Genomic DNA, 19,151 nt, shown 5'->3' with positions numbered 1-19,151 from the left:
TAACGATTTGATAACCACCAATGTGAGGGAGACTCACGTTTCCTACATCGGCGTAACCGAGCCCACCAGCGGCTTCAAACATGAGGGAGAGTCATGTTTCTGATTATTCTGGTACGTACGTACGGAAATACTCGGCGGTAAACGCCTGGTCGGCGGGTCAAACATGAGGAGATCCTCATGATTTTGTGCCATCCTCGGCATCTACCAGGGCCTGCGGGCCGGAGGGATACCTGCGCACCGTGAGCGCGGTCCAGTCCTGTGGAGACGGGCCGCCAGGAGAAGGAAGTCGAACGTCTTGACGATCAACGAGAGCACCGGGACCGGATCGAAGTCCAGGGCGGCGGGGAAGTCACGGGAGAGCGGGATCAGGTCGTCGCTGCTGGACCGGTTGCTGGGGGGCGCGCCGTACGCGCTCGCCTTCGGCGGCCAGGGCGCGCAGTGGCTCACCGAGCTGGAGGAGATCGGGCGCGACTCCGCGCTCGAGCCCGAACTGACCGCGCTGGTCAACGAGGCCGCCGCCGCGCTGGAACCGATTGCGGCGCAGCTGCTCGTGGTCCGGCCGGTCGGGTTCGACCCCATCGCATGGATGCTGGAAGAAGAGATCGCCGATCCGGAGCAGGGGGAGGTCTCGGGAGCGCCGTCAGCGCAGGTGTTGCGCTCCGCCGCCGTCTCCATGCCGGGCGTGTTCCTGACCCAGATCGCCGCGCTGCGCGCGCTGCGCCTGCAGGGCCTCGACATCGCCGCGCACGCGCCCGCCGCCATCGTCGGCCACTCCCAGGGCCGCATCGCCGCGACCGCCGCCGAGGCTCACGGGCAGCGGGACGCCGAACTGCTGGCCATCGCCCAGTTGATCGGCGCCGCCGCCGGTCTGGTCGCGCGCCGCCGCGGTCTGCTGCCGATCGGTGAGAAGTCCCCGATGGTCGCCGTCTCCAACGTCGACCCCGAGGCCCTGAAAGCCGTTGTCGTCGAGTTCATGTCCGGTGTCGCGCTGGAGAAGGCCGCCGTGCTGTCCATCCGCAACGGCCGCCGCCGCGCCGTGCTCAGCGGCCCGGTCGCCCAGCTCGACCGCGTTCGTCAGCGGGCCGCCGAGATCAATGCCGAGCAGGCCGCCGAGCGCGACGCCAAGAAGCGCGGCGGCGCGGTGTTCGCCCCCGTCTTCGAGGACATCCCCGTCGAGGTCGCCTTCCACCACCCGGCGCTGGCGGAGACCGTCGACCTGGTCAAGGGCTGGGCCCAGCAGTGCGGGCTGGACGCCGAACTGGCCGCCACCCTCACCCAGGAAGTACTGGTCGACCCGATCGACTGGGTCGCCATCGTGGACGACACCGTCGCCAAGGGCACGCAGTGGATCCTGGACCTCGGCCCCGGCGACCTGCTGACCCGCCTCACCGCGGGCTCGCTCAAGGGCACCGGCGTCGGCGTGCTCGCCGCCTCCACCCGCCCGGGCCAGCGCAGCCTGTTCACCCCCGGCGCGGCCCCCGAAGTCGCCTCGGCCTGGAGCGAATTCGCGCCCAAGCCGGTCCGCCTGCCCAACGGCCGCGTCGTGGTGGAGACCTCCTTCACCCGCCTGACCGGTCGTTCCCCGATCCTGCTGGCGGGCATGACCCCCACCACGGTCGACGCGAAAATCGTTGCGGCCGCGGCCAATGCGGGCCACTGGGCCGAGCTGGCCGGTGGCGGTCAGGTCACCGAGCAGATTTTCGCCGACCGCGTCGAGGAGCTGAAGAGCCTGCTGCAGCCGGGTCGCGCGGTGCAGTTCAACTCGCTGTTCCTGGACCCCTACCTGTGGAAGCTGCAGCTGGGCGGCAAGCGCATCGTGCAGAAGGCCCGCACCGCGGGCGCGCCCCTGGACGGCGTCATCGTCACCGCCGGCATCCCGGAACTCGAAGAGGCAGTTGCCCTCATCGAGGAACTGTCCGAGGTCGGCATCACCCACGTGGCGTTCAAGCCCGGCACCGTGGCGCAGATCCGCGCCGTGCTGCGCATCGCCGACGCGGTCCCCGGCTATCCGGTGATCATGCACATCGAGGGCGGCAAGGCCGGCGGTCACCACTCCTGGGAAGACCTCGACGACCTGCTCCTCGACACCTACGCCGAGCTGCGCGGCCGCGACAATGTCGTGGTCTGCGTCGGCGGCGGCATCGGCACGCCCGAGCGCGCCACCGAATACCTCACCGGCGCCTGGGCCCAGCAGCACGGCTACCCGGCCATGCCGCTGGACGGCGTCCTGGTCGGCACCGCCGCCATGGCGACCCTCGAGGCCACCACCGCCCCCGAGGTCAAGCAGCTGCTGGTCGACACCCCCGGCACCCCGGACTGGGTCGGCGCGGGTACGGCGGTCGGTGGGATGGCTTCCGGCCGTAGCCAATTGGGCGCGGACATCCACGAGATCGACAACGCCGCCTCCCGCACCGGCCGCCTGCTGGACGAGGTCGCCGGTGACGCCGACGCCGTGGCCGCGCGCCGCGCCGAGATCATCGAGGCGCTCGACGGCACCGCCAAGCCGTACTTCGGCGACGTCGCCACCATGACCTACCTGGAGTGGCTGGAGCGCTACGTCGAACTGGCCGTGGGCCTGGACCGCCGCAAGGACTTCGACTGCGGCGCCGACTTCGCCGACGCCATCGCCGACGCCACCCGCTCGGTCTGGCTCGACATCACCTGGCGCGACCGGTTCGCGGAGATGGTGCGCCGCACCGAATCCCGCCTGAACCCGGCCGACCGCGGCGAGATCGCCACCCTGTTCGCCGACGACGCCGCCTTCGAGGCCCCGGTGCAGGCCATCTGCACCCTGAAGGCCGAATATCCGGCCGCCGCCGACACCGTGCTGCACCCGGCCGACGTGCCGTTCTTCGTGTCGCTGTGCAAGATTCCGGGCAAGCCGGTCAACTTCGTCCCGGTCGTGGACCAGGACGTGCGCCGCTGGTGGCGTTCGGATTCGCTGTGGCAGGCCCACGATGCCCGCTACACCGCCGACCAGGTCTGCATCATCCCCGGCACCGTCGCCGTCGCGGGCATCACCCGCGTGGACGAGCCGGTCGGTGAACTCCTCGACCGCTTCGAGCAGGACGCCGCTTTCGCCCTGGTGCGTGCGGGCGTGGTCCCGGCCGCTGTGGACGGCCGCCGCCGCACCGAGGTCGCGGGCGGACTGCTCGACATCGTGCTGGCCGCACCGGACGTGCAGTGGGCCGGCCGCACCACCGTCAACCCCGTCCACCGCCTCGGCGATCTGGACGAGTGGGTCATGAACGGCAAGGGCGCCAAGCACCCGCCGACCGGCGCCACCCTCTCGGCCACCGATGGCCCCGAGAGTGATTGCGCCTACGTGGAATTGGCGGTCCCGCTGCTGGGCAAGGACGCCGTCCGCATCCGCATGACCGTCCCGGTCTCCGTGTACAACGGTGGCGCGCCGGTCATCACCGAGGATGACGCCGAGGCCGCCATGTCGGCGCTGCTCGCGGTCGCCGCGGGTCAGTCGCTGCCCGAGGTGAAGACGGTCGACGGCGCGCAGGTCGCGCACGTCAACCTGGCCTGGAGCCCGGACCTGATCGCCGACCACGCCGGTGTCACCGGCGCGGGCCTGCCGGACAGCCTGTCCACCCTCGGCCGCACCGCCCCCGACGTGCTCGTGGGCGCTTGCTGGCCCGCCGTTTTCGCGGTCCTGGGCGCGACCCGCACCGCGGACTCGCACTCCGTCATCGAGGGCATGCTGGACCTGGTCCACCTCGACCACCAGATCGAGCTGCTGGGCGCGCTGCCCGCCGAGCACGCCGTGCTCGCGGTCCGCGCCGAGTCCGCCGAGGTGCTCGACACCGACCTGGGCCGCGTCGTCGAGGTCAAGGTCACCGTCGGCGTCATGCGCGACCACGGCCTGGAGACCCCGGCCGTCGCGACACTGGTGGAGCGCTTCGCCATTCGCGGCCGCACCGGCCAGGCCGAGCTGTCCGACCCGCCGCGCGCCGCCGGCTCGCTGTCCGACGAGGCCACCGACACCCCGCGCCGCCGCCGCCGCGACGTGGCCCTGGTCGCCCCGCGCGCCATGGGCGCTTTCGCGCACGTGTCGGGTGACTTCAACCCGATCCACACCTCCGAGAACGCCGCTCGCCTGGCCGGTCTGGGCACCCCGATCGTGCACGGCATGTGGCTCTCGGCCGCCGCCCAGCACGCCGTCTCGGCGATCGACCTGGGCGACAAGGTGCCGCCGCGCACCATCACCGCCTGGACCACCCGCTTCCTCGGCATGGTCCGCCTCGGCGCGCAGATCGACGTGCGCGTGGAACGCGTTGCGGTGGACCGTGGTTCGGAGGTCGTCGAGGTCTCCTGCCGCATCGACGGCAACCTGGTGATGACCGCCACCGGCCGCATCGCGCCGCCGAAGACGGTCTACGCCTTCCCGGGACAGGGCATTCAGGCCAAGGGGATGGGCCTGGAAGCACGCACCCGGTCCAAGGCCGCCAAGGAGATCTGGGACCGCGCCGACAAGCACACCCGCGAGGCCCTCGGCTTCTCGATCCTGGCGGTCGTGCGCGACAACCCGACCTACCTCAAGGCGCGGGGCGTGGAATACCGCCACCCGCAGGGCGTGCTGCACCTGACCCAGTTCACCCAGGTGGCCATGGCCACCCTCGGTGTGGCTCAGGTCGCCGAGCTGCGCGAGGCGGGCGCCTTCATCGAGGGCGCGATGCTGGCGGGCCACTCCGTCGGTGAGTACAACGCCCTGGCGGCCGCGGCGGGCGTGCTGCCGCTGAACGCGGTGCTGGAGGTCGTGTTCCAGCGCGGTTCGGCCATGCACGAGCTGGTGCCCCGGGATGCCCAGGGCCGCAGCGACTACCGCATGGCCGCCATCCGCCCCTCGCAGATCGGCATCGCCGACGACGAGGTCATCGGCTGGGTCAAGGGTCTGGGCGAGCAGGCCGGCGAGTTCCTCGAGGTCGTGAACCTGAACCTGCGGGGCGCGCAGTACGCCATCGCGGGCACGGTGAAGGGCATGGAGGCGCTCGAGGACGAGATCGAGCGCCTGCGCGCCGAGACCGGTGGCAAGCGCGCGTTCGTGCTCATCCCGGGCATCGACGTGCCGTTCCACTCGACCGTGCTGCGCGCCGGCGTGCCGGAGTTCCGCACCAAGCTGCTGGACCTGCTGCCCGCGGATCTGCAGCCGGAGCTGCTGATCGGCCGCTACATCCCGAACCTGGTGCCCAAGCCGTTCAACCTGGAGCGTGAATTCGTCCAGGAGATCGCGGATCTGGTGCCGTCGGAGCCGCTGGCCGAGGTGCTGGCGCACTGGTCCGACTGGTCTTCCGAGGCCAAGCGCGTCGAGCTGTGCCGCGTGGTCCTGGTCGAGCTGCTGGCCTGGCAGTTCGCCAGCCCGGTCCGCTGGATCGAGACCCAGGACCTGCTGTTCACCGATGTGGAACACGGCGGCGTGGGCGTCGAGCGATTCGTCGAGATCGGTCTTGCCGCGACGCCGACCGTGGCGAACCTGGCCTCGAACACGCTGAAGCTGCCGCAGTTCGGCAATGCCGTCGTCGAGGTGCTCAATATCGAGCGCGAGCGCGGCATCGTCTACTCGACCGACAACGACCCGGCCCCCGTGGAGGAGCCGGAGGAGACCCCGGCCGAGACCGCTTCCGCCGCACCGGCTCCCGCCGCTGCCGCCGCCCCGGCCCCCGTGGCCGTGCCGACCGGCGGCCCGACCCCGGACGACATCGCGTTCTCCGCCGCCGACGCCACCCGCGTGCTCATCGCGCTGTGGACCAAGCTGCGGATGGACCAGATCGGCCCGGTGGACACCATCGAGGGCCTGTGTGACGGCGTGTCCTCGCGCCGCAACCAGCTGCTCGTGGACCTCGGCGCGGAGCTGTCGCTCGGCGCCATCGACGGCGCCGCCGACGCCGACATGGGCGCGCTGTCCAACACCGTCGACCGTCTGGCCCGCACCTACAAGCCGTTCGGTTCGGTGCTGTCCGACTCCATCGGCGACCACCTGCGCAAGGTGTTCGGCCCGTCCGGCAAGCGCCCGGCGGCCATCACCGACCGGGTCAAGAAGACCTGGGGTCTGGGCGACGGCTGGGCCAGCCACGTCACCGCCGAGGTCTCCCTCGGCACCCGTGAGGGCCAGTCGGTCCGCGGTGGCGACCTGGGTGGCCTGGTGGCGGGCGGACTGTCGGACGCCGCGTCCGTGGACGCCGCGATCGACGCCGCCGTGCAGTCCGTGGCCGCGCGCCGCGGAGTCGCGGTCTCCATGCCGTCCGCCGGTGGCGGTGCGGGTGGCGCGACCGTCGACGCCGCCGCGCTGGGTGAGTTCACCGAGCAGATCACCGGCCGCGACGGCGTGCTGGCGCAGGCCGCCCGGGTGATCCTGGAGTCCCTCGGCCACGCCGAGCAGGCGTCCGCGCCGGAGATCACCGAGGACACCCTGGTGGATCTGGTGTCGGCCGAACTGGGTTCGGACTGGCCGCGTCTGGTCGCGCCCGCGTTCGACGCCAAGAAGGCCGTCCTGATCGACGACCGGTGGGCCTCGGCCCGTGAGGATCTGGCCCGTCTGTGGTTCGGCAACGACGGCTCGCTGCCCGCCGAACCCGCGGTCGAGGGCTACCTCGGCGCCGGTGAAGCCGTTGCGGCGCAGGCTATCTGGTGGCGCAACCGCGCCATGAAGGAGGCCCGCTCGGTGCTGGCGGGCGTCTACGGCGCCATCGCCGAGGCCGCGCTCAGCTCGGACGAGCCGGGCATCTGGTCCTCCGACATCGCCGTGATCACCGGCGCCAGCAAGGGTTCCATCGCGGCGGCGGCCACCGGCCGGCTGCTCGCGGGTGGCGCGACCGTCGTGGTCACCACCTCCAAGCTGGACGACGACCGCCTGAGCTTCTACAAGCAGCTCTACCGCGACAACGCCCGCAAGGGCGCGGCGCTGTGGGTGGTTCCGGCGAACATGGCCTCCTACACCGACATCGACGCGCTCATCGACTGGGTCGGCACCGAGCAGGTCGACAACGCCGGTGGAGCCAAGATCCTGGTCAAGGAGGCGATGACCCCCACCCTGCTGCTGCCGTTCGCCGCGCCCCGCGTGGCCGGCGACCTCTCCGACGCCGGCGCTCGCGCCGAGATGGAGATGCGGGTGCTGCTGTGGTCGGTGGAGCGCCTGATCGGCGGCCTGTCCGCCATCGGCGCCGACCACGACGTGGACGCGAAACTGCATGTGGTGCTGCCGGGTTCGCCCAACCGCGGCATGTTCGGCGGGGACGGCGCCTACGGCGAGTCCAAGGCCGCCCTGGACGCCATCGTCGCCAAGTGGCGCGCCGAGACCTCCTGGTCGGAGCGGGTCACCCTGGTGCACGCGCTGATCGGCTGGGTGCGCGGCACCGGCCTGATGGGCGGCAACGACCCACTGGTCGAGGCCGTCGAGAAGGCCGGCGTGCAGACCTGGTCCACCATCCAGATGGCCGACGAGCTGCTCAAGTGGTGCACCTCGCGGGCCCGCGTGGTGACCGCGTCCGGACCGCAGCAGATCGACCTCACCGGTGGTCTGGCCGGGGCCAAGCTGGATCTGCCCGCCCTCGCCAAGGAGGCGCGCGAGCAGGCCGAGGCCGCGGCCGCGGAGTCGGAAGGCGTTGACGGCTCGACCATTTCGGCCCTGCCCGCCCCGCCGACCCTGAGCTCCAAGCTGATCACCCCCGAATGGGGTTCGGTCACCGCCGATCTCGACGACATGGTCGTCATCGTCGGCGCGGGCGAGCTCGGCCCCTACGGTTCGGCGCGCACCCGCTTCGAGATGGAGGTCTCCGACCAGCTCTCCGCCGCGGGCGTGCTGGAGCTGGCCTGGACCACCGGCCTGGTCACCTGGGAGAACGACCCCAAGCCGGGCTGGTACGACACCGAATCCGGTGAGTACGTCGAGGAATCCGAGCTGGCCGACCGCTACCACGACACCGTGGTGGAGCGCTGCGGCGTGCGCCGCTACGGCGACGACGGGGCCATGATCGAGAACGCGGCCCCGCTGCTCACCTCGGTGTTCCTGGACAAGGACCTGTCCTTCGTGGTCAATACCGAGGCCGAGGCCCGCGCCTTCTTCGCCGCCAACCCGGAGCAGACGGTCGTCACCCCGGTCGCGGGTACCGGCGACTGGCAGGTGACGCGCAAGGCGGGCACCGAGATTCGCGTGCCCCGCAAGGCCAAGCTGACCCGCACCGTCGGCGGCCAGATCCCCACCGGCTGGGACCCCACCAAGTGGGGCATCTCCGCCGACATGGTGAGCTCGGTCGACCGGGTGGCGCTGTGGAACATCGTCTGCACCGTGGACGCGTTCCTGAGCTCCGGCTTCAGCCCCGCCGAACTGATGAGCTGGGTGCACCCGGCCATGGTGGCCAACACCCAGGGCACCGGTATGGGCGGCATGTCGTCGATGCGCTCGCTCTACATCGACAACCTGCTCGGTGAGCCGCACGCCAACGACATCCTGCAGGAGGCCCTGCCCAACGTCGCCCTGGCGCACGTGGTGCAGAGCTACGTCGGCTCCTACGGCGGCATGATCCACCCGGTCGCGGCCTGCGCGACCGCGGCGGTCTCCGTCGAGGAGGGTGTGGACAAGATCAAGCTCGGTAAGGCCGACCTGGTCGTGGCCGGCGGCTACGACGATCTCGGCATCGAGGGCATCGTCGGCTTCGGCGACATGTCCGCCACCGCCGACTCGGCCGCCATGTCCGCCAAGGGCATCAGTGACCGCTACTTCTCCCGCGCCAACGACCGTCGCCGCGGCGGGTTCGTGGAATCGCAGGGTGGTGGCACGGTGTTGCTGGCCCGCGGTTCGGTGGCGCTGGAAATGGGTCTGCCGGTGCTGGGTGTGGTCGCGTTCGCGCAGTCCTTCGCCGACGGCGTGCACACCTCGATCCCGGCTCCGGGCCTGGGCGCCCTGGGCGCGGGCCGCGGTGGCCCGGAGTCCAAGCTGGCCAAGGAACTCGGCAAGCTGGGCGTCGGCGCCGACGAGATCGCGGTCATCTCCAAGCACGACACCTCCACCGCCGCAAACGATCCCAACGAGTCCGAGCTGCACGAGCGGCTGGCCTCGGCGATCGGGCGCTCGGAAGGCGCTCCGCTGTTCGTCATCTCGCAGAAGACCCTCACCGGTCACGCGAAGGGCGGCGCGGCGGCGTTCCAGATGATCGGCCTGTGCCAGGTGCTCGAGCAGGGCGTCATCCCGCCCAACCGCAGCCTCGACTGCGTGGACGAGAAGATGGCCCAGTACCCGCACCTGGTGTGGCTGCGCGAGGCGCTGACCGTGGGAGATCGCTTCCCGCTCAAGGCCGGTCTGGTCACCTCGCTCGGCTTCGGCCACGTCTCCGGCCTGGTCGCCATCGTGCACCCGCAGGCCTTCGTGGAGGCCATCGCCGACGCCGAGGCGCGAGAGGCGTACCAGCGCAAGGCCGAAGAGCGGCAGCTCGCGGGCCGTCAGCGCTTCGCCGAGGCGATGTGCGGTGGCGCGCCGATGTACGAGCGGCCCGCCGACCGCCGCCTGGGCGGCGACGGCACCCCGGCCAAGCAGTCGCGGCAGCTCGAGGCCGACATGCTGCTCTCGCAGCAGGCGCGGCTGGGCTCCGACGCCGTCTACGTGACGGTGCCGAAGGGACCGGCCTGCCGGTAACCCGAGAAAGACCGGCCTGCCGGCCATGTAGCTCCCGGCAGGTCTGACACGGCGGGTTCGTGTCCTGTGCTCCGCGCGACACAGGACGCGAGCCCGCCGTTCCATGTCAATGGAACGCGCGAGCCTACGGTGCCGTAGGTCCGCTGGTATGTTCGCAGCCAATTCGACTGCACTAACGAGGAATCTAGGAGTCCCGCACTGTGACGATCCTGGGTATCGGCCTGGACTTGGTCACCATCTCCGAGTTCGCCGAGCAAATGGAACGCACCGGAACCACCATGCTCCGGGAGAGTTTCACCGCTGGGGAGCGGCGCTATTGCCAAAGCAAGGGCACCGACCCGGCACGCAGCTATGCCATCCGCTGGGCCGCGAAGGAGGCGGTCATCAAGGCGTGGGCGTCATCCCGCTTCGCCCGCAGCCCGCAGATCGGCGACAACCCGTACCCGCTGATCGAGGTCGTCAACGACGCCTGGGGACGGCCCAGCATCAAATTGCACGGGCTGGCAGCGGAATTCCTGCCGCGGGTGCGAGTTCACCTGTCGCTCACCCACGATGGCGACACCGCCGCCGCCATGGTGGTGCTCGAGGATCCGGGCGAGATCGCCGATCTGATCCGCGACTGACGCGGTTCGCGGGTGCGCGCTACTCCGGATCGAAGGTGGTGCGCTGCCCGCCGGATCGCGATTCCTTCTCCGCGATCAGCAGATACGCCACCATGAGGCGCTTGAGTTCGGCGACGGCGTCCTCGTGGGCCAGCCCGTCCTGGACGGAGAAGTTCAGCATCGAGTACACGACGTGCACCAGCACCTGCGCCATCATGGAGCGGCGGCCGCGCGGGGTGCGCGGCATCAGCGGGCGCAGCATCTGCGAAACCGCCTCCGCGAACTCCTTTTCGTGGATCGCGCCGGTGGCCCGGGTGGACGGGGTGGACTGCATGGCCAGCCATACCTCGCGCCGGGAGGGGTCGGTCATCCACAGGTCGGCCAGGTGGTCGACGAGCTGGGTCATGTGCCGCAGCCAGTCCATGGACGGGATCTCGCCGTGGAAGTCGGCCAGCTCCTGGGAAACCGCCACCAGGTCTTGACGATTCAGCTCGCAGACGATGACGTACTTGTTGGCGAAGAACTGGTAGAGCGTGCCGATCGGCACCTCCGCGCGGGCCGCGACCTCTTCGCAGGTGAACGATTCGAAGCCGACCTCGACCAGTAATTCGCGGGAGGCCTGCAACAGGGCGTCGAACTTGCGCTTCGATCGTTCCTGCGTCGGGCGGCGACGGGGCATCAGCTCCTGTGGGTCGTCCTGCAGCTCCAACGCAGGGTCCGGTCGTCGCGCCGACCTGGTTCCCGTGCGTGCTTCCACGCTCAACAGCCTACGGGTTACGACACGCGCATGACACGCTGCGGTAGTTCGTGTGTCACCGAATCCGACCCATCCGAGCCGTCGTCGGCTCCGAAGAACCATCGCAGCTGCCTCTCAGCTGCGGTTCTCCGTTGAAAGGGGCCCGGCCTCTTTCGAACCCGGTTCGTCCTCGGTTCTCCTCTCTCGACCGCGTGATTCTCGCCTGTACGTCGACGTTGGAAGGCTGATTGTGGTTGCTCCTACCTCTGTTCGTACCGCGGTGACGCTCGGCGTCGCCACCGAGCGCGGCACGGTGCGCGCCGTGGCCCTCGCCGACACGGGCGACAAGCTGACCGAGCGCGTGCTGCTCGAGCGTGTCCTGCCGATCGGCGGAGATGCGAAGGCCGACTTGGCGGTCGCGGTGGAGACGGCGCTCGAGGACATCGCCGACAAGATCGGCGCGGATCGGGAGATCATCGGCGCGGCCGTCACCTACCGCGACGCCGCCGAGCGCCGCGCCATCGTCACCAAGCTGGCCGCCGGTCCCTGGCACGACGCCTCGCTGGTGTCCGCCAAGGCCTCGCACCTGGCGGTGGCGCGCGCCATGACCTGGGTGGACGAATTCGAGGACCTCGTCATCTGCGAGGTGGTGCCCGGCTTCCAGGCGTTCTCCCTCATCTCGCCGGACCGCGCCCGGGTGCTCGCCGCGGTGACCCTGACCGGCGGCGCGGCCACCGACGACGCCATGCGTTCCGCGGTGACCGCCGCCTGGGACCAGTTCGACGCGGCCGGGGTGAAGCCGGACGCGGTGGTGTTGATCGGTTCCGCCGCAACCGAATCCGCGGTGGTGGCGGCGCTGGAGTCCGGCTTCGGAGCGCCCGTGATCCCGTGCCAGGTGGCGGCGGCCGCCCCGGCCCTGGGCGCGGCCCTGACCGCTCTGCCCGAGGCCGAGTTCGCGGGTGAGGCGGCCGAGCGCATCCGCCGGGCCCGTGGTTCCGCGGCGCTGTTCGCGGCGGCCAGCGTGCTGGCGGGCGGTCTGGTGGTGGGCGGCGTGCTCGCCTCGGGCAGCGATTCCAAGAATGTGCCCGAGCCCGTCCTCACCGATTCCCGGGTCGCCGCCGACGGGCACAACGGCGAGCATCCGATGAATGACGCCGCCGTCCCCGGCCCCGACTCGGGTTCCGTGCTCGGAGTCGACGGCCTGCCCATCGGTCCGGTGGCGGGGGAGGACGGTGTGGTCCCGAACGCGGACCCACAGCCCGGGATCGAATTGCAGCCCGGCGATTGGGTGACCGTCGACCCGGCCACCCTGAACTGGGGTCCCGTACGTTCCGGCGGGAAGCCGCGGCCGCTGATCAAGGCCGAGCCGGAGCCCACGATGGCCTCGAGCCCGGAGTCGATCATCCCCGCGCCGACCCGCACGGCGGGATCCCCGAGCGAATCCGGCTTGTTCCCGGGCGAACTCGCGCCGCCGGCGTACGGCACCGAGCAGTTCTCCTCCTGGTGGGACAACCACTGGCGCATGATGTTGAAGTGGGCTGCCCAGATGATGCCCAAGGTCTGACATCCGCCCCCAAGGCGACGAGAACCCCGGCTCCGGAATGGGCCGGGGTTCTGTGCTTTCGGTGGCCGGGGTGACAACCGATTTCGTGCCGATCCGGGTAACTCCCCGGGTACGTCCACGATCGTTCGGCACCCGAGTACCGAAACGGGTCGACGGCTCTCAGGCGCCCGCTGAGGTCTCGGGGGAGCCGAGATTCAGGTCGCGGCGCAGCTTGGCCACGTGGCCGGTGGCCCTCACGTTGTACTGTGCTCCACATGGAACAACATCAACTCCGGGCGGTAGTCGGCGCTCGGGTATCGAAGATGCAAGGCCCCGAGAAGGTCTCGCACCTTGCGCAGAAGGAAGAGGGGGTTCGGTGGGCTGAGAACAAGGGCTACAAGGTGGTGGATACCTTCGAGGACCTGGGGGTATCCGCTGGCAAGACCACGCCGTTCGAACGACCGGACCTAGGGCAGTGGCTTAGCCCGACCCGGTTCCACGAGTGGGACGTAATCGTGTTCTCGAAGATCGACCGAGCGTTTCGGTCGACTCGTGACTGTGTGGACTTCGCGAAGTTCATCGAGTCTCACAGCAAGATCCTGGCGTTCTCCGGCGATGGGATCGTTCTGAATTACCGCGATGGCGGGTCGAACTCGTTCGAGTCGCAGATGGCGGAGTTCTTCATCTACATTGGTTCGTTCTTCGCGCAGATCGAACTGAACCGCTTCAAGTCCCGCGCACAAGACCGGATGAGTCAGCTACAGATGACCGACCGGGTGTCGCACGGTGTAGCCCCGTTCGGGTTCCGGTCGATACCTCACCCGTCCGGCAAAGGTAAAGGGCTTGAGCGTGATCCTGAGGCGTATGCAGCCCTGCACGAGATGAAGCGCTTGCTCGTGGATGAGCAGTGGTCCCTGACCGCGTTGGTTGAGTGGCTGAACAACGAGGGGGTCAAGACCTCGGTCGCTCGCGCCCGTGGCCAAGGTTCGTGGTCGGTGATGACAGTTCGGCGGGTTCTGGCTTCAGAACGCACACAAGGTCTGAAGGTGACCCGCAAAGGCGGTGCCGAGCATCCCGTGTTGGACACCGAGGGCTCTGTTATACGGATGGCTGAGCCGACGTTCAGTGCAGACGAGTGGCAGCAGATCCAGAACGCTCTAGCTGCTCGGACCATGCGCGGGAAGTCCCGGCAGATGACGGACAATCCGCTGGCCGGGCTAGGGCGGTGCCTCCAGTGCGGGTATGCGCTGTCCCAGCACCGCCGGACCGTGAAGAGGAAGGACGGCACCGAGAACGTTCACGTGTACATCCGGTGCGGTCAAAAGTGTCTTGGCTCGGTGAAGCTCTCCGAGATCAACCGGCGTATCGATGAGATCATCGAGGACTACTCGGACCTAGAGGTAACGCGGGAGATCTTCGTTCCTGGTGCGGACCGCACACGAGATCTGGAGATTGCGGAGCAGGCACTTACCCGCTTGCGCTGGGAATCGGACAATGGTCTGGTCGAGGATGAAGACGCATGGATGAGTCGTATGGCCTCGCTGTCGGCCAAGGTCAAAGAGCTGAAGTCCGAGCCGATCATTCCGGCGCAGTGGAAGACCGTGGGCACGGGCAAGACGTACGGCGAACTTTGGAGTGATCCAGAGACCGACCGGCGCAAGGTGCTCAGAGAAGCCGGATTCATTGTCGGCCTGAACGGCAACACAGTTCGGATTCGTATCCCGGATTCGTGGCCAAATGATCTGGACATAGACCATAACTCGAATTCCGATCAGGAGAAGTGATGACCTCGGTTATTGAATCCGCGGGTGCCGTGTTGGTGGATAGCCCGTGCCTGCTCCGGGCTCAAACCCTGGAAATCGACGGAGGCGAGTATATCGCCGAATACCGGTCACCCCGGGTAAAGCCGAACCAGCCGGTGTACGCACCGCTAGCGGAATACCTGGCGGAGAATCCTCACACCGTAGTGTATGAGGACGAAGTCAGAGACGTGATGATGATGGGATATAAGGCAATCATCCGGCTGTACAGGCTGGACGACTGAAATAAGAAAACCCAAGACCCGGGGTGGTCGAAACACCCCGGGGCAAGGGCACGTAAAGGATACACCATGAACCCTATCCGGGTAGAAATGCGTTGGTCTCAGACGCACGGCAAGACGCTTTACTGGCTTGGCGTGCCTGGACTCAAACACAAGATTCACACAGACAAGGCGGGAATCCGTCAGCTACAGCAAGGGCTAAATTCCACCCTGAAGGATACCGACGTTGACCGAATCTCTAAATAAGTTCTCTTGGATGAAGGCGTTTGCCTACAACGGGCAGAAGATGCCCGCAGCGGCCGTCGTGGTGATCTGGCACCATGCCAATTCTGAGACGCTCGAATGGGCCGTGAGTTACGGCGATATGGCACACGCCTCCGGCTATAAGGACGAAGCAATGGAGAACCAGGTGAAGAAGCTGGTGGCGACTGGCTGGCTCAAAGTGGTGCAACGTGGTGGCCGAGGCCGCAAGACCAAGTACCGACTCGCGGTGCCAGAGGGCTTTGACTGGTCGAGATGCACCCAGAACCGTGAACGCCTCTCCGAGCGAGATGGAGGTGTACAACCCCCCAATTGGGGTACTGTAACCCCCCAAGTTGGGGGTGTAGACACCCCCCTATATAGAGATAATCAATCTCCTACAGAGATTGATTTAGATAGAGAGATAGATGGGGGCGTGAGCACCCCTATTGCCGGACACGGCTTGAACCGCAACTCAGCAGCAGATGTCTTGGCAACCTCAACCGTCACCGCAGGTGCAGCGAACTACCGCTGGATCAAAAGATCCGATGCCCCAACCTTGCCGGACACCAACGGAGCAGACTGGAACCCGTACAACACCAGACAGGAGAAGATCGCACACCTTGTCCGGCACGTGCTAGACGAGTGTCAAGGCTTAGATGCATACGACACTGAGACCCAACTCCGCCAATCCTTCGAAATGCTCAGCAAGTCGAACATTAGCGACCTATCCGAGCACCTAACGTTGGTCAAGGAATAGCGTCACGCTAGGCAGTCGGAACCGTCATTGGGTACTCCGATACCCTATGGCGGTTTTCTTGCGTCTACGGCCATCCTGGGCGCCAATACGAGGCGGTAGATTGTCCACATGGATAAGCCTCTGACTCAAGAATTAAGCGTTATGCGATCGGGAGTGAATCACATCCGTGAAGAAGTATCCAATATCAGCGATTCTCTTACCGGTATCCGAGGGACTCTCGAACGTATCAACGGGTCTGCTGCTGGAATCCAGCGGACCATGGATGAACACACTCGCATGCTCGAAGAGATCTTGTCTCGGCTACCGGTGAAGTCTGACCAATAGGACCCTGGGGGATCGACCCTTCCCCTGGGCTCCGCGGCCCAGCTCAAGGCATACGGGTCAAAATCACGGGCAATGGGGGGTGGGGGGTCTGTTTGAAACACCAGAACCGGTCAAGTCGTCTATATTTGGCTCATGTTGGTAGCACAAGGAGCATCGGTGTTGGCCGAGGGTTTTCGACTAACACCTACCGAGCAGGGTGTCGGAACCATCGCGGTCGCGATTACGGGCATAGCCGTAACCGCCGTTGTTACCTCGATCTGGAATCGTCGAACCTTGGAACGAGCCGATTCGCGCCACCGCGCGGATCGGCAAGACAAATATGCGGATACCATACGAACTGCAATAGTCGACGTCGTGCACCAGTCTCTAATATGGGAACCATTGATTGCTGAGCTTATTGATGCCCTTGTCGTTGCGGATCGTGATTGGCGAGCGAAGGGAGACTCTTCAAAGTCTCTGGAGAAGGTTCGCGAATCGGCCACTGCGTTTGAGGGAAAGAGCTCGGACCTGAAACGCGCGACTATTGCTGCATCTTTGGCAGTTTCCGACGAAGGCATGAAAGCTACCTTGACGAAGATCTTGGACACAATAAAGAGCACCGATAAGCGTATGAACGAAATTCTTGACAGCGATCAGTCTGAGAGCCTTGATGGGCAAATCACGGACTTTGTTCTATTTCCACGCCCGCTAAGTGATCTTGTCGAAGAACTAGTGACGCAGACTGGCGTGTTCCTTAGTGATAGAACCGACAACCTTCCGTGAGAAGTGTCTACCTATCTCTACTGCGACCGTGTTTCGAGTGCCTGGCGGATCAACCGCCGGGCAGGTTCGCCGGTTACCGACAGCTCGGACAGCTCAGTGAATAACCTTCCGTAGGTCGCGATCTCTCGAGGCTGGGTGACGGTCAACTCTGCTGTCACCGCCTCGACGAGTACAAGCCGTTCGTCGAACATCACGAAGTTGGTTACCTGCATCGGTAGGCCAGCCTGGGCCGGGATGACACCGAGGAGCACCCGGGGCAGTCCGATCACTGCCAACAACCGGTCGAGTTGACCGGTCATCACAGCGTCGGTGCCGACCGTGGTGCGTAGAGCTTGCTCCGCTACCAGGATGTGAAATCGGTGGTCACCTTTGTAGAGGAGTTGTTGTCGTTCAAGCCGTTTCGCTACGCCTTCGTCCAAGTCGTCTGGAACCCGGTAGAAGTCGATGTAGCGCCGCAGTACCGCTGACGCGTACTCGGCTGTCTGGAGGATGCCTGGGATGATGTTCGGCTGATAGATCCGCATCAGCTTGGAGTCTTCGGCCAGCTTTACTGCCTGGTGCTGGCGTCGTTTGGTGCCGGTACCAAGCACTTTCCGCCACTCCAGGTACGCAGCCTGAACGTTCCGAAGGGTTGCTATCAAGTCCGGCAACTGAGCCTCGTGGCCGGTGTGGACGCAATACGCCCGGAGATGCGCCTCTGTAGGGCTTCGGTCCCCGGTTTCGATCTTCGAGACCACCGACTCATGCCAACCGGAGAGGGAGGCAAGCTGACGGCCGGAGAGCCCGGCATCACGACGGAGCCCCCGGAGGGTTTGTCCGAGGGCTCGCCGCGCTTCTTGGATGGAGCTTGTCACCGTTTGGCATACTCCGAGTAGGGGATAGCGATCTTCCAAAGTCGTTCGCGTACCTCTTGGCAGTACGCGACGATTCCCGGATCTGTGGTCACCGCCAGTCCGGCGGGGGCACCGGCCGGATCAACGAGGTTGTACGCAACCGTCTCGTCATCCATCAGCCACCAGTCATCAGGGGGCACCGTTCCGGCGAGATCCCTTGGTACATAGCGGATGTCTTCCCCGGCTTCAACGTTGTACCCGGTGACCGACAGCAGCCACCGCTGGTAGTCGGACAACGGTTCGGAGACCACCCGGACACGGGTTACGAGTACTCCGCGGCCGGCAGTCTCCCTCATGAGGTCTTGCCAGGGCGTTTGGATGTAGGGCGCTGGCTCACCTGCGAGGAACGCGCGTATCCGGGTGTCTTCGTCGGCTACGTGGTATTCGTCCCTGACCTCCAGGTGAAACGCGCCCCGTTTCAGCTCACGGAACAGCGACGGCCAAAGGTCCGGTTCATCGTTGGGCCGCAGCAGCATTGCCGTAGAACATCCTTCCCAGCTTCGGTACCTCAATAGCGGATTCGTCCTCCGCCAAGGTCAACTTGCCCAGCACCCCCGGCTCGGTGACCGGCCTACCGGACACCGTGAAGGTACCCCGGCCGGTGTCGGTCATCGTGGAGCCGATGAACGTATCTGGCTCCGCGAACCCGGTCAGTAGGTGCGGAATCTCCACGGTCCCGAGTTGGGCTGTCCCCCAACCCTGGACTATGTATGTGCTCTGGTCAGTGGCAAACAAGCTGGGGCAGCCTCCGGAGTCCGATCCACCCTTGCCGAGGAACTTTAAGTTCATCGCTGCAACTCCCGTCTAGCGACTTGGCACACCTTGACATGCGCCTCATCAATCGTCCCGCAGAAGGGCGCTCTCTGTGGCCGGTAGGGGCGAGTTTTGCCAAGTTCTGTCAAGTTGGTCGATCTCGGTGGAGAACAGTTCGTAGCTTGGGTCTAGGCGTCCACGGCCGGTGCGAGAGGCCCGGCCCTGGGTGCCATTCCAGCGACCCAAGGGGGCACCGTGGCCGACGACCAGGACAAGGCCGTGATCTACATCTACCGGCCGCTGCTCACCACCAAGGCGGATCTGGACTGGGCGGAGTTCTACGCCCGTCAGCGAGCCGGGAAGCTGGGTTTGCGAGTGTCAGCGGTGCTGACCGTGGACGACACGAACCCCGATCGAATGGGGACGCTGTACCGGCTACTCCGCGAGATCGACTGTGCCGTGGTCATCACGCCGTCGTTGGCGCACGTGGGTGGAAACCACCGGCGTGTAACGGCTTTCGCGGAACTCCAGACTGTGAACCCTGCCGAGTGCCATCCCTGGCGGACTCTGCGGTCGGCGTATGAGCTGTCCGCAGCGCTGGCACCCGAAGACCATTCCGATGCTCGGGAGCCGAGGGAGGAGGTGAACCAATAGACCGCTGAACACACTTCGCGGAAGACCCAGCGACCGCAACCGCGCCAGGGTCTTCAAGCCACCTTTGGGGAACCCCTGAACACCGGAGATGTTCAGGGGTTCTTCGTTGTACGAACTAGGCCGTGTTTTGAAAGTCGGGTCACCGTAGCCATTGGTTGATGGCGGCGATGTGGATCGTGGCCAGGTAGCGGACGGCGAGTTTGTCGAAT

12 protein-coding genes are annotated in these 19,151 nt (G+C 66.6%); 8 read left to right on the top strand and 4 right to left on the bottom strand.

The features are described 5' to 3' along the window. Positions 1–295 precede the first annotated feature (295 nt). Both ACFYTS_RS26045 and ACFYTS_RS26040 read left to right on the top strand, forming a co-directional pair. Positions 296–9,634, top strand: a complete 9,339-nt coding sequence (locus ACFYTS_RS26045; protein WP_387307819.1) for a fatty acid synthase subunit beta domain-containing protein — start codon at positions 296–298, stop codon at positions 9,632–9,634. Between the two features lie 200 nt (positions 9,635–9,834). Beyond that, positions 9,835–10,257 carry a holo-ACP synthase gene (locus ACFYTS_RS26040; RefSeq protein ID WP_357284227.1) on the top strand — a complete coding sequence of 141 codons (423 nt, stop codon included), beginning with the start codon at positions 9,835–9,837 and terminating at the stop codon, positions 10,255–10,257. Between the two features lie 19 nt (positions 10,258–10,276). Here ACFYTS_RS26040 and ACFYTS_RS26035 read toward each other — a convergent pair whose 3' ends face one another. Beyond that, positions 10,277–10,915: a TetR/AcrR family transcriptional regulator gene (locus ACFYTS_RS26035; protein WP_357284577.1), complete on the bottom strand. Its 639-nt coding sequence runs from the start codon at positions 10,913–10,915 to the stop codon at positions 10,277–10,279. A 337-nt stretch (positions 10,916–11,252) separates the two neighbouring features. On the opposite strand from ACFYTS_RS26035, the gene ACFYTS_RS26030 reads away from it, so the two are divergent. The 5 genes from ACFYTS_RS26030 (at position 11,253) to ACFYTS_RS26010 (ending at position 16,642) form a co-directional block, all read left to right on the top strand. After that, positions 11,253–12,536, top strand: coding sequence for a hypothetical protein (locus ACFYTS_RS26030; protein ID WP_387307816.1), 1,284 nt, complete (start codon positions 11,253–11,255; stop codon positions 12,534–12,536). Between the two features lie 254 nt (positions 12,537–12,790). Next, a complete protein-coding gene (locus tag ACFYTS_RS26025; RefSeq protein ID WP_387307814.1) occupies positions 12,791–14,299 on the top strand; it encodes a recombinase family protein in 1,509 nt (502 codons plus the stop codon). Then, positions 14,299–14,559, top strand: coding sequence for a hypothetical protein (locus ACFYTS_RS26020; protein ID WP_387307812.1), 261 nt, complete (start codon positions 14,299–14,301; stop codon positions 14,557–14,559). The genes ACFYTS_RS26025 and ACFYTS_RS26020 overlap by 1 nt, the downstream gene beginning before the upstream one ends. A 223-nt stretch (positions 14,560–14,782) precedes the next feature. Next, complete coding sequence (locus ACFYTS_RS26015; protein ID WP_387307810.1) at positions 14,783–15,556, top strand: hypothetical protein; 774 nt, start codon at positions 14,783–14,785, stop codon at positions 15,554–15,556. Positions 15,557–16,012: 456 nt separating this feature from the next. Continuing rightward, positions 16,013–16,642: a hypothetical protein gene (locus tag ACFYTS_RS26010; RefSeq protein ID WP_387307808.1), complete on the top strand. Its 630-nt coding sequence runs from the start codon at positions 16,013–16,015 to the stop codon at positions 16,640–16,642. Positions 16,643–16,659: 17 nt separating this feature from the next. Here ACFYTS_RS26010 and ACFYTS_RS26005 read toward each other — a convergent pair whose 3' ends face one another. Genes ACFYTS_RS26005 through ACFYTS_RS25995 form a run of 3 tightly spaced genes read right to left on the bottom strand, consistent with a single transcriptional unit; the run spans position 16,660 to position 18,324 of the window. Next, positions 16,660–17,496 (bottom strand): helix-turn-helix domain-containing protein, encoded by an 837-nt coding sequence (locus ACFYTS_RS26005; RefSeq protein ID WP_387307806.1) that lies wholly within the window; start codon positions 17,494–17,496, stop codon positions 16,660–16,662. Then, complete coding sequence (locus tag ACFYTS_RS26000) at positions 17,493–18,011, bottom strand: DUF6879 family protein (RefSeq protein ID WP_387307804.1); 519 nt, start codon at positions 18,009–18,011, stop codon at positions 17,493–17,495. The genes ACFYTS_RS26005 and ACFYTS_RS26000 overlap by 4 nt, the downstream gene beginning before the upstream one ends. Beyond that, positions 17,989–18,324 (bottom strand): hypothetical protein, encoded by a 336-nt coding sequence (locus ACFYTS_RS25995; protein ID WP_387307802.1) that lies wholly within the window; start codon positions 18,322–18,324, stop codon positions 17,989–17,991. Before ACFYTS_RS25995 ends, ACFYTS_RS26000 begins: the two co-directional genes overlap by 23 nt. A 219-nt stretch (positions 18,325–18,543) precedes the next feature. Between ACFYTS_RS25995 and ACFYTS_RS25990 the strand changes: the two genes are divergently transcribed. Continuing rightward, positions 18,544–18,942 carry a hypothetical protein gene (locus tag ACFYTS_RS25990; protein ID WP_387307800.1) on the top strand — a complete coding sequence of 133 codons (399 nt, stop codon included), beginning with the start codon at positions 18,544–18,546 and terminating at the stop codon, positions 18,940–18,942. Positions 18,943–19,151: the final 209 nt, after the last annotated feature.

Origin of the sequence: Nocardia sp. NPDC004151 (assembly GCF_042874235.1) — a bacterium.
In the GTDB taxonomy this organism is placed as follows: Bacteria; Actinomycetota; Actinomycetes; order Mycobacteriales; family Mycobacteriaceae; genus Nocardia.
Note: the sequence above shows the minus strand (reverse complement) of the source record. Positions and strands in the feature narration are given on the sequence as shown.

What these genes read in the sequence shown, in the direction of transcription:
- ACFYTS_RS26035 (WP_357284577.1), bottom strand. Translation starts at nt 10,915, where the DNA reads ATGCCCCGTCGCCGCCCGACGCAGGAACGATCGAAGCGCAAGTTCGAC.
- ACFYTS_RS26025 (WP_387307814.1), top strand. Translation starts at nt 12,791, where the DNA reads ATGGAACAACATCAACTCCGGGCGGTAGTCGGCGCTCGGGTATCGAAG.
- ACFYTS_RS26020 (WP_387307812.1), top strand. Translation starts at nt 14,299, where the DNA reads ATGACCTCGGTTATTGAATCCGCGGGTGCCGTGTTGGTGGATAGCCCG.
- ACFYTS_RS26010 (WP_387307808.1), top strand. Translation starts at nt 16,013, where the DNA reads ATGTTGGTAGCACAAGGAGCATCGGTGTTGGCCGAGGGTTTTCGACTA.
- ACFYTS_RS26000 (WP_387307804.1), bottom strand. Translation starts at nt 18,011, where the DNA reads ATGCTGCTGCGGCCCAACGATGAACCGGACCTTTGGCCGTCGCTGTTC.
- ACFYTS_RS25995 (WP_387307802.1), bottom strand. Translation starts at nt 18,324, where the DNA reads ATGAACTTAAAGTTCCTCGGCAAGGGTGGATCGGACTCCGGAGGCTGC.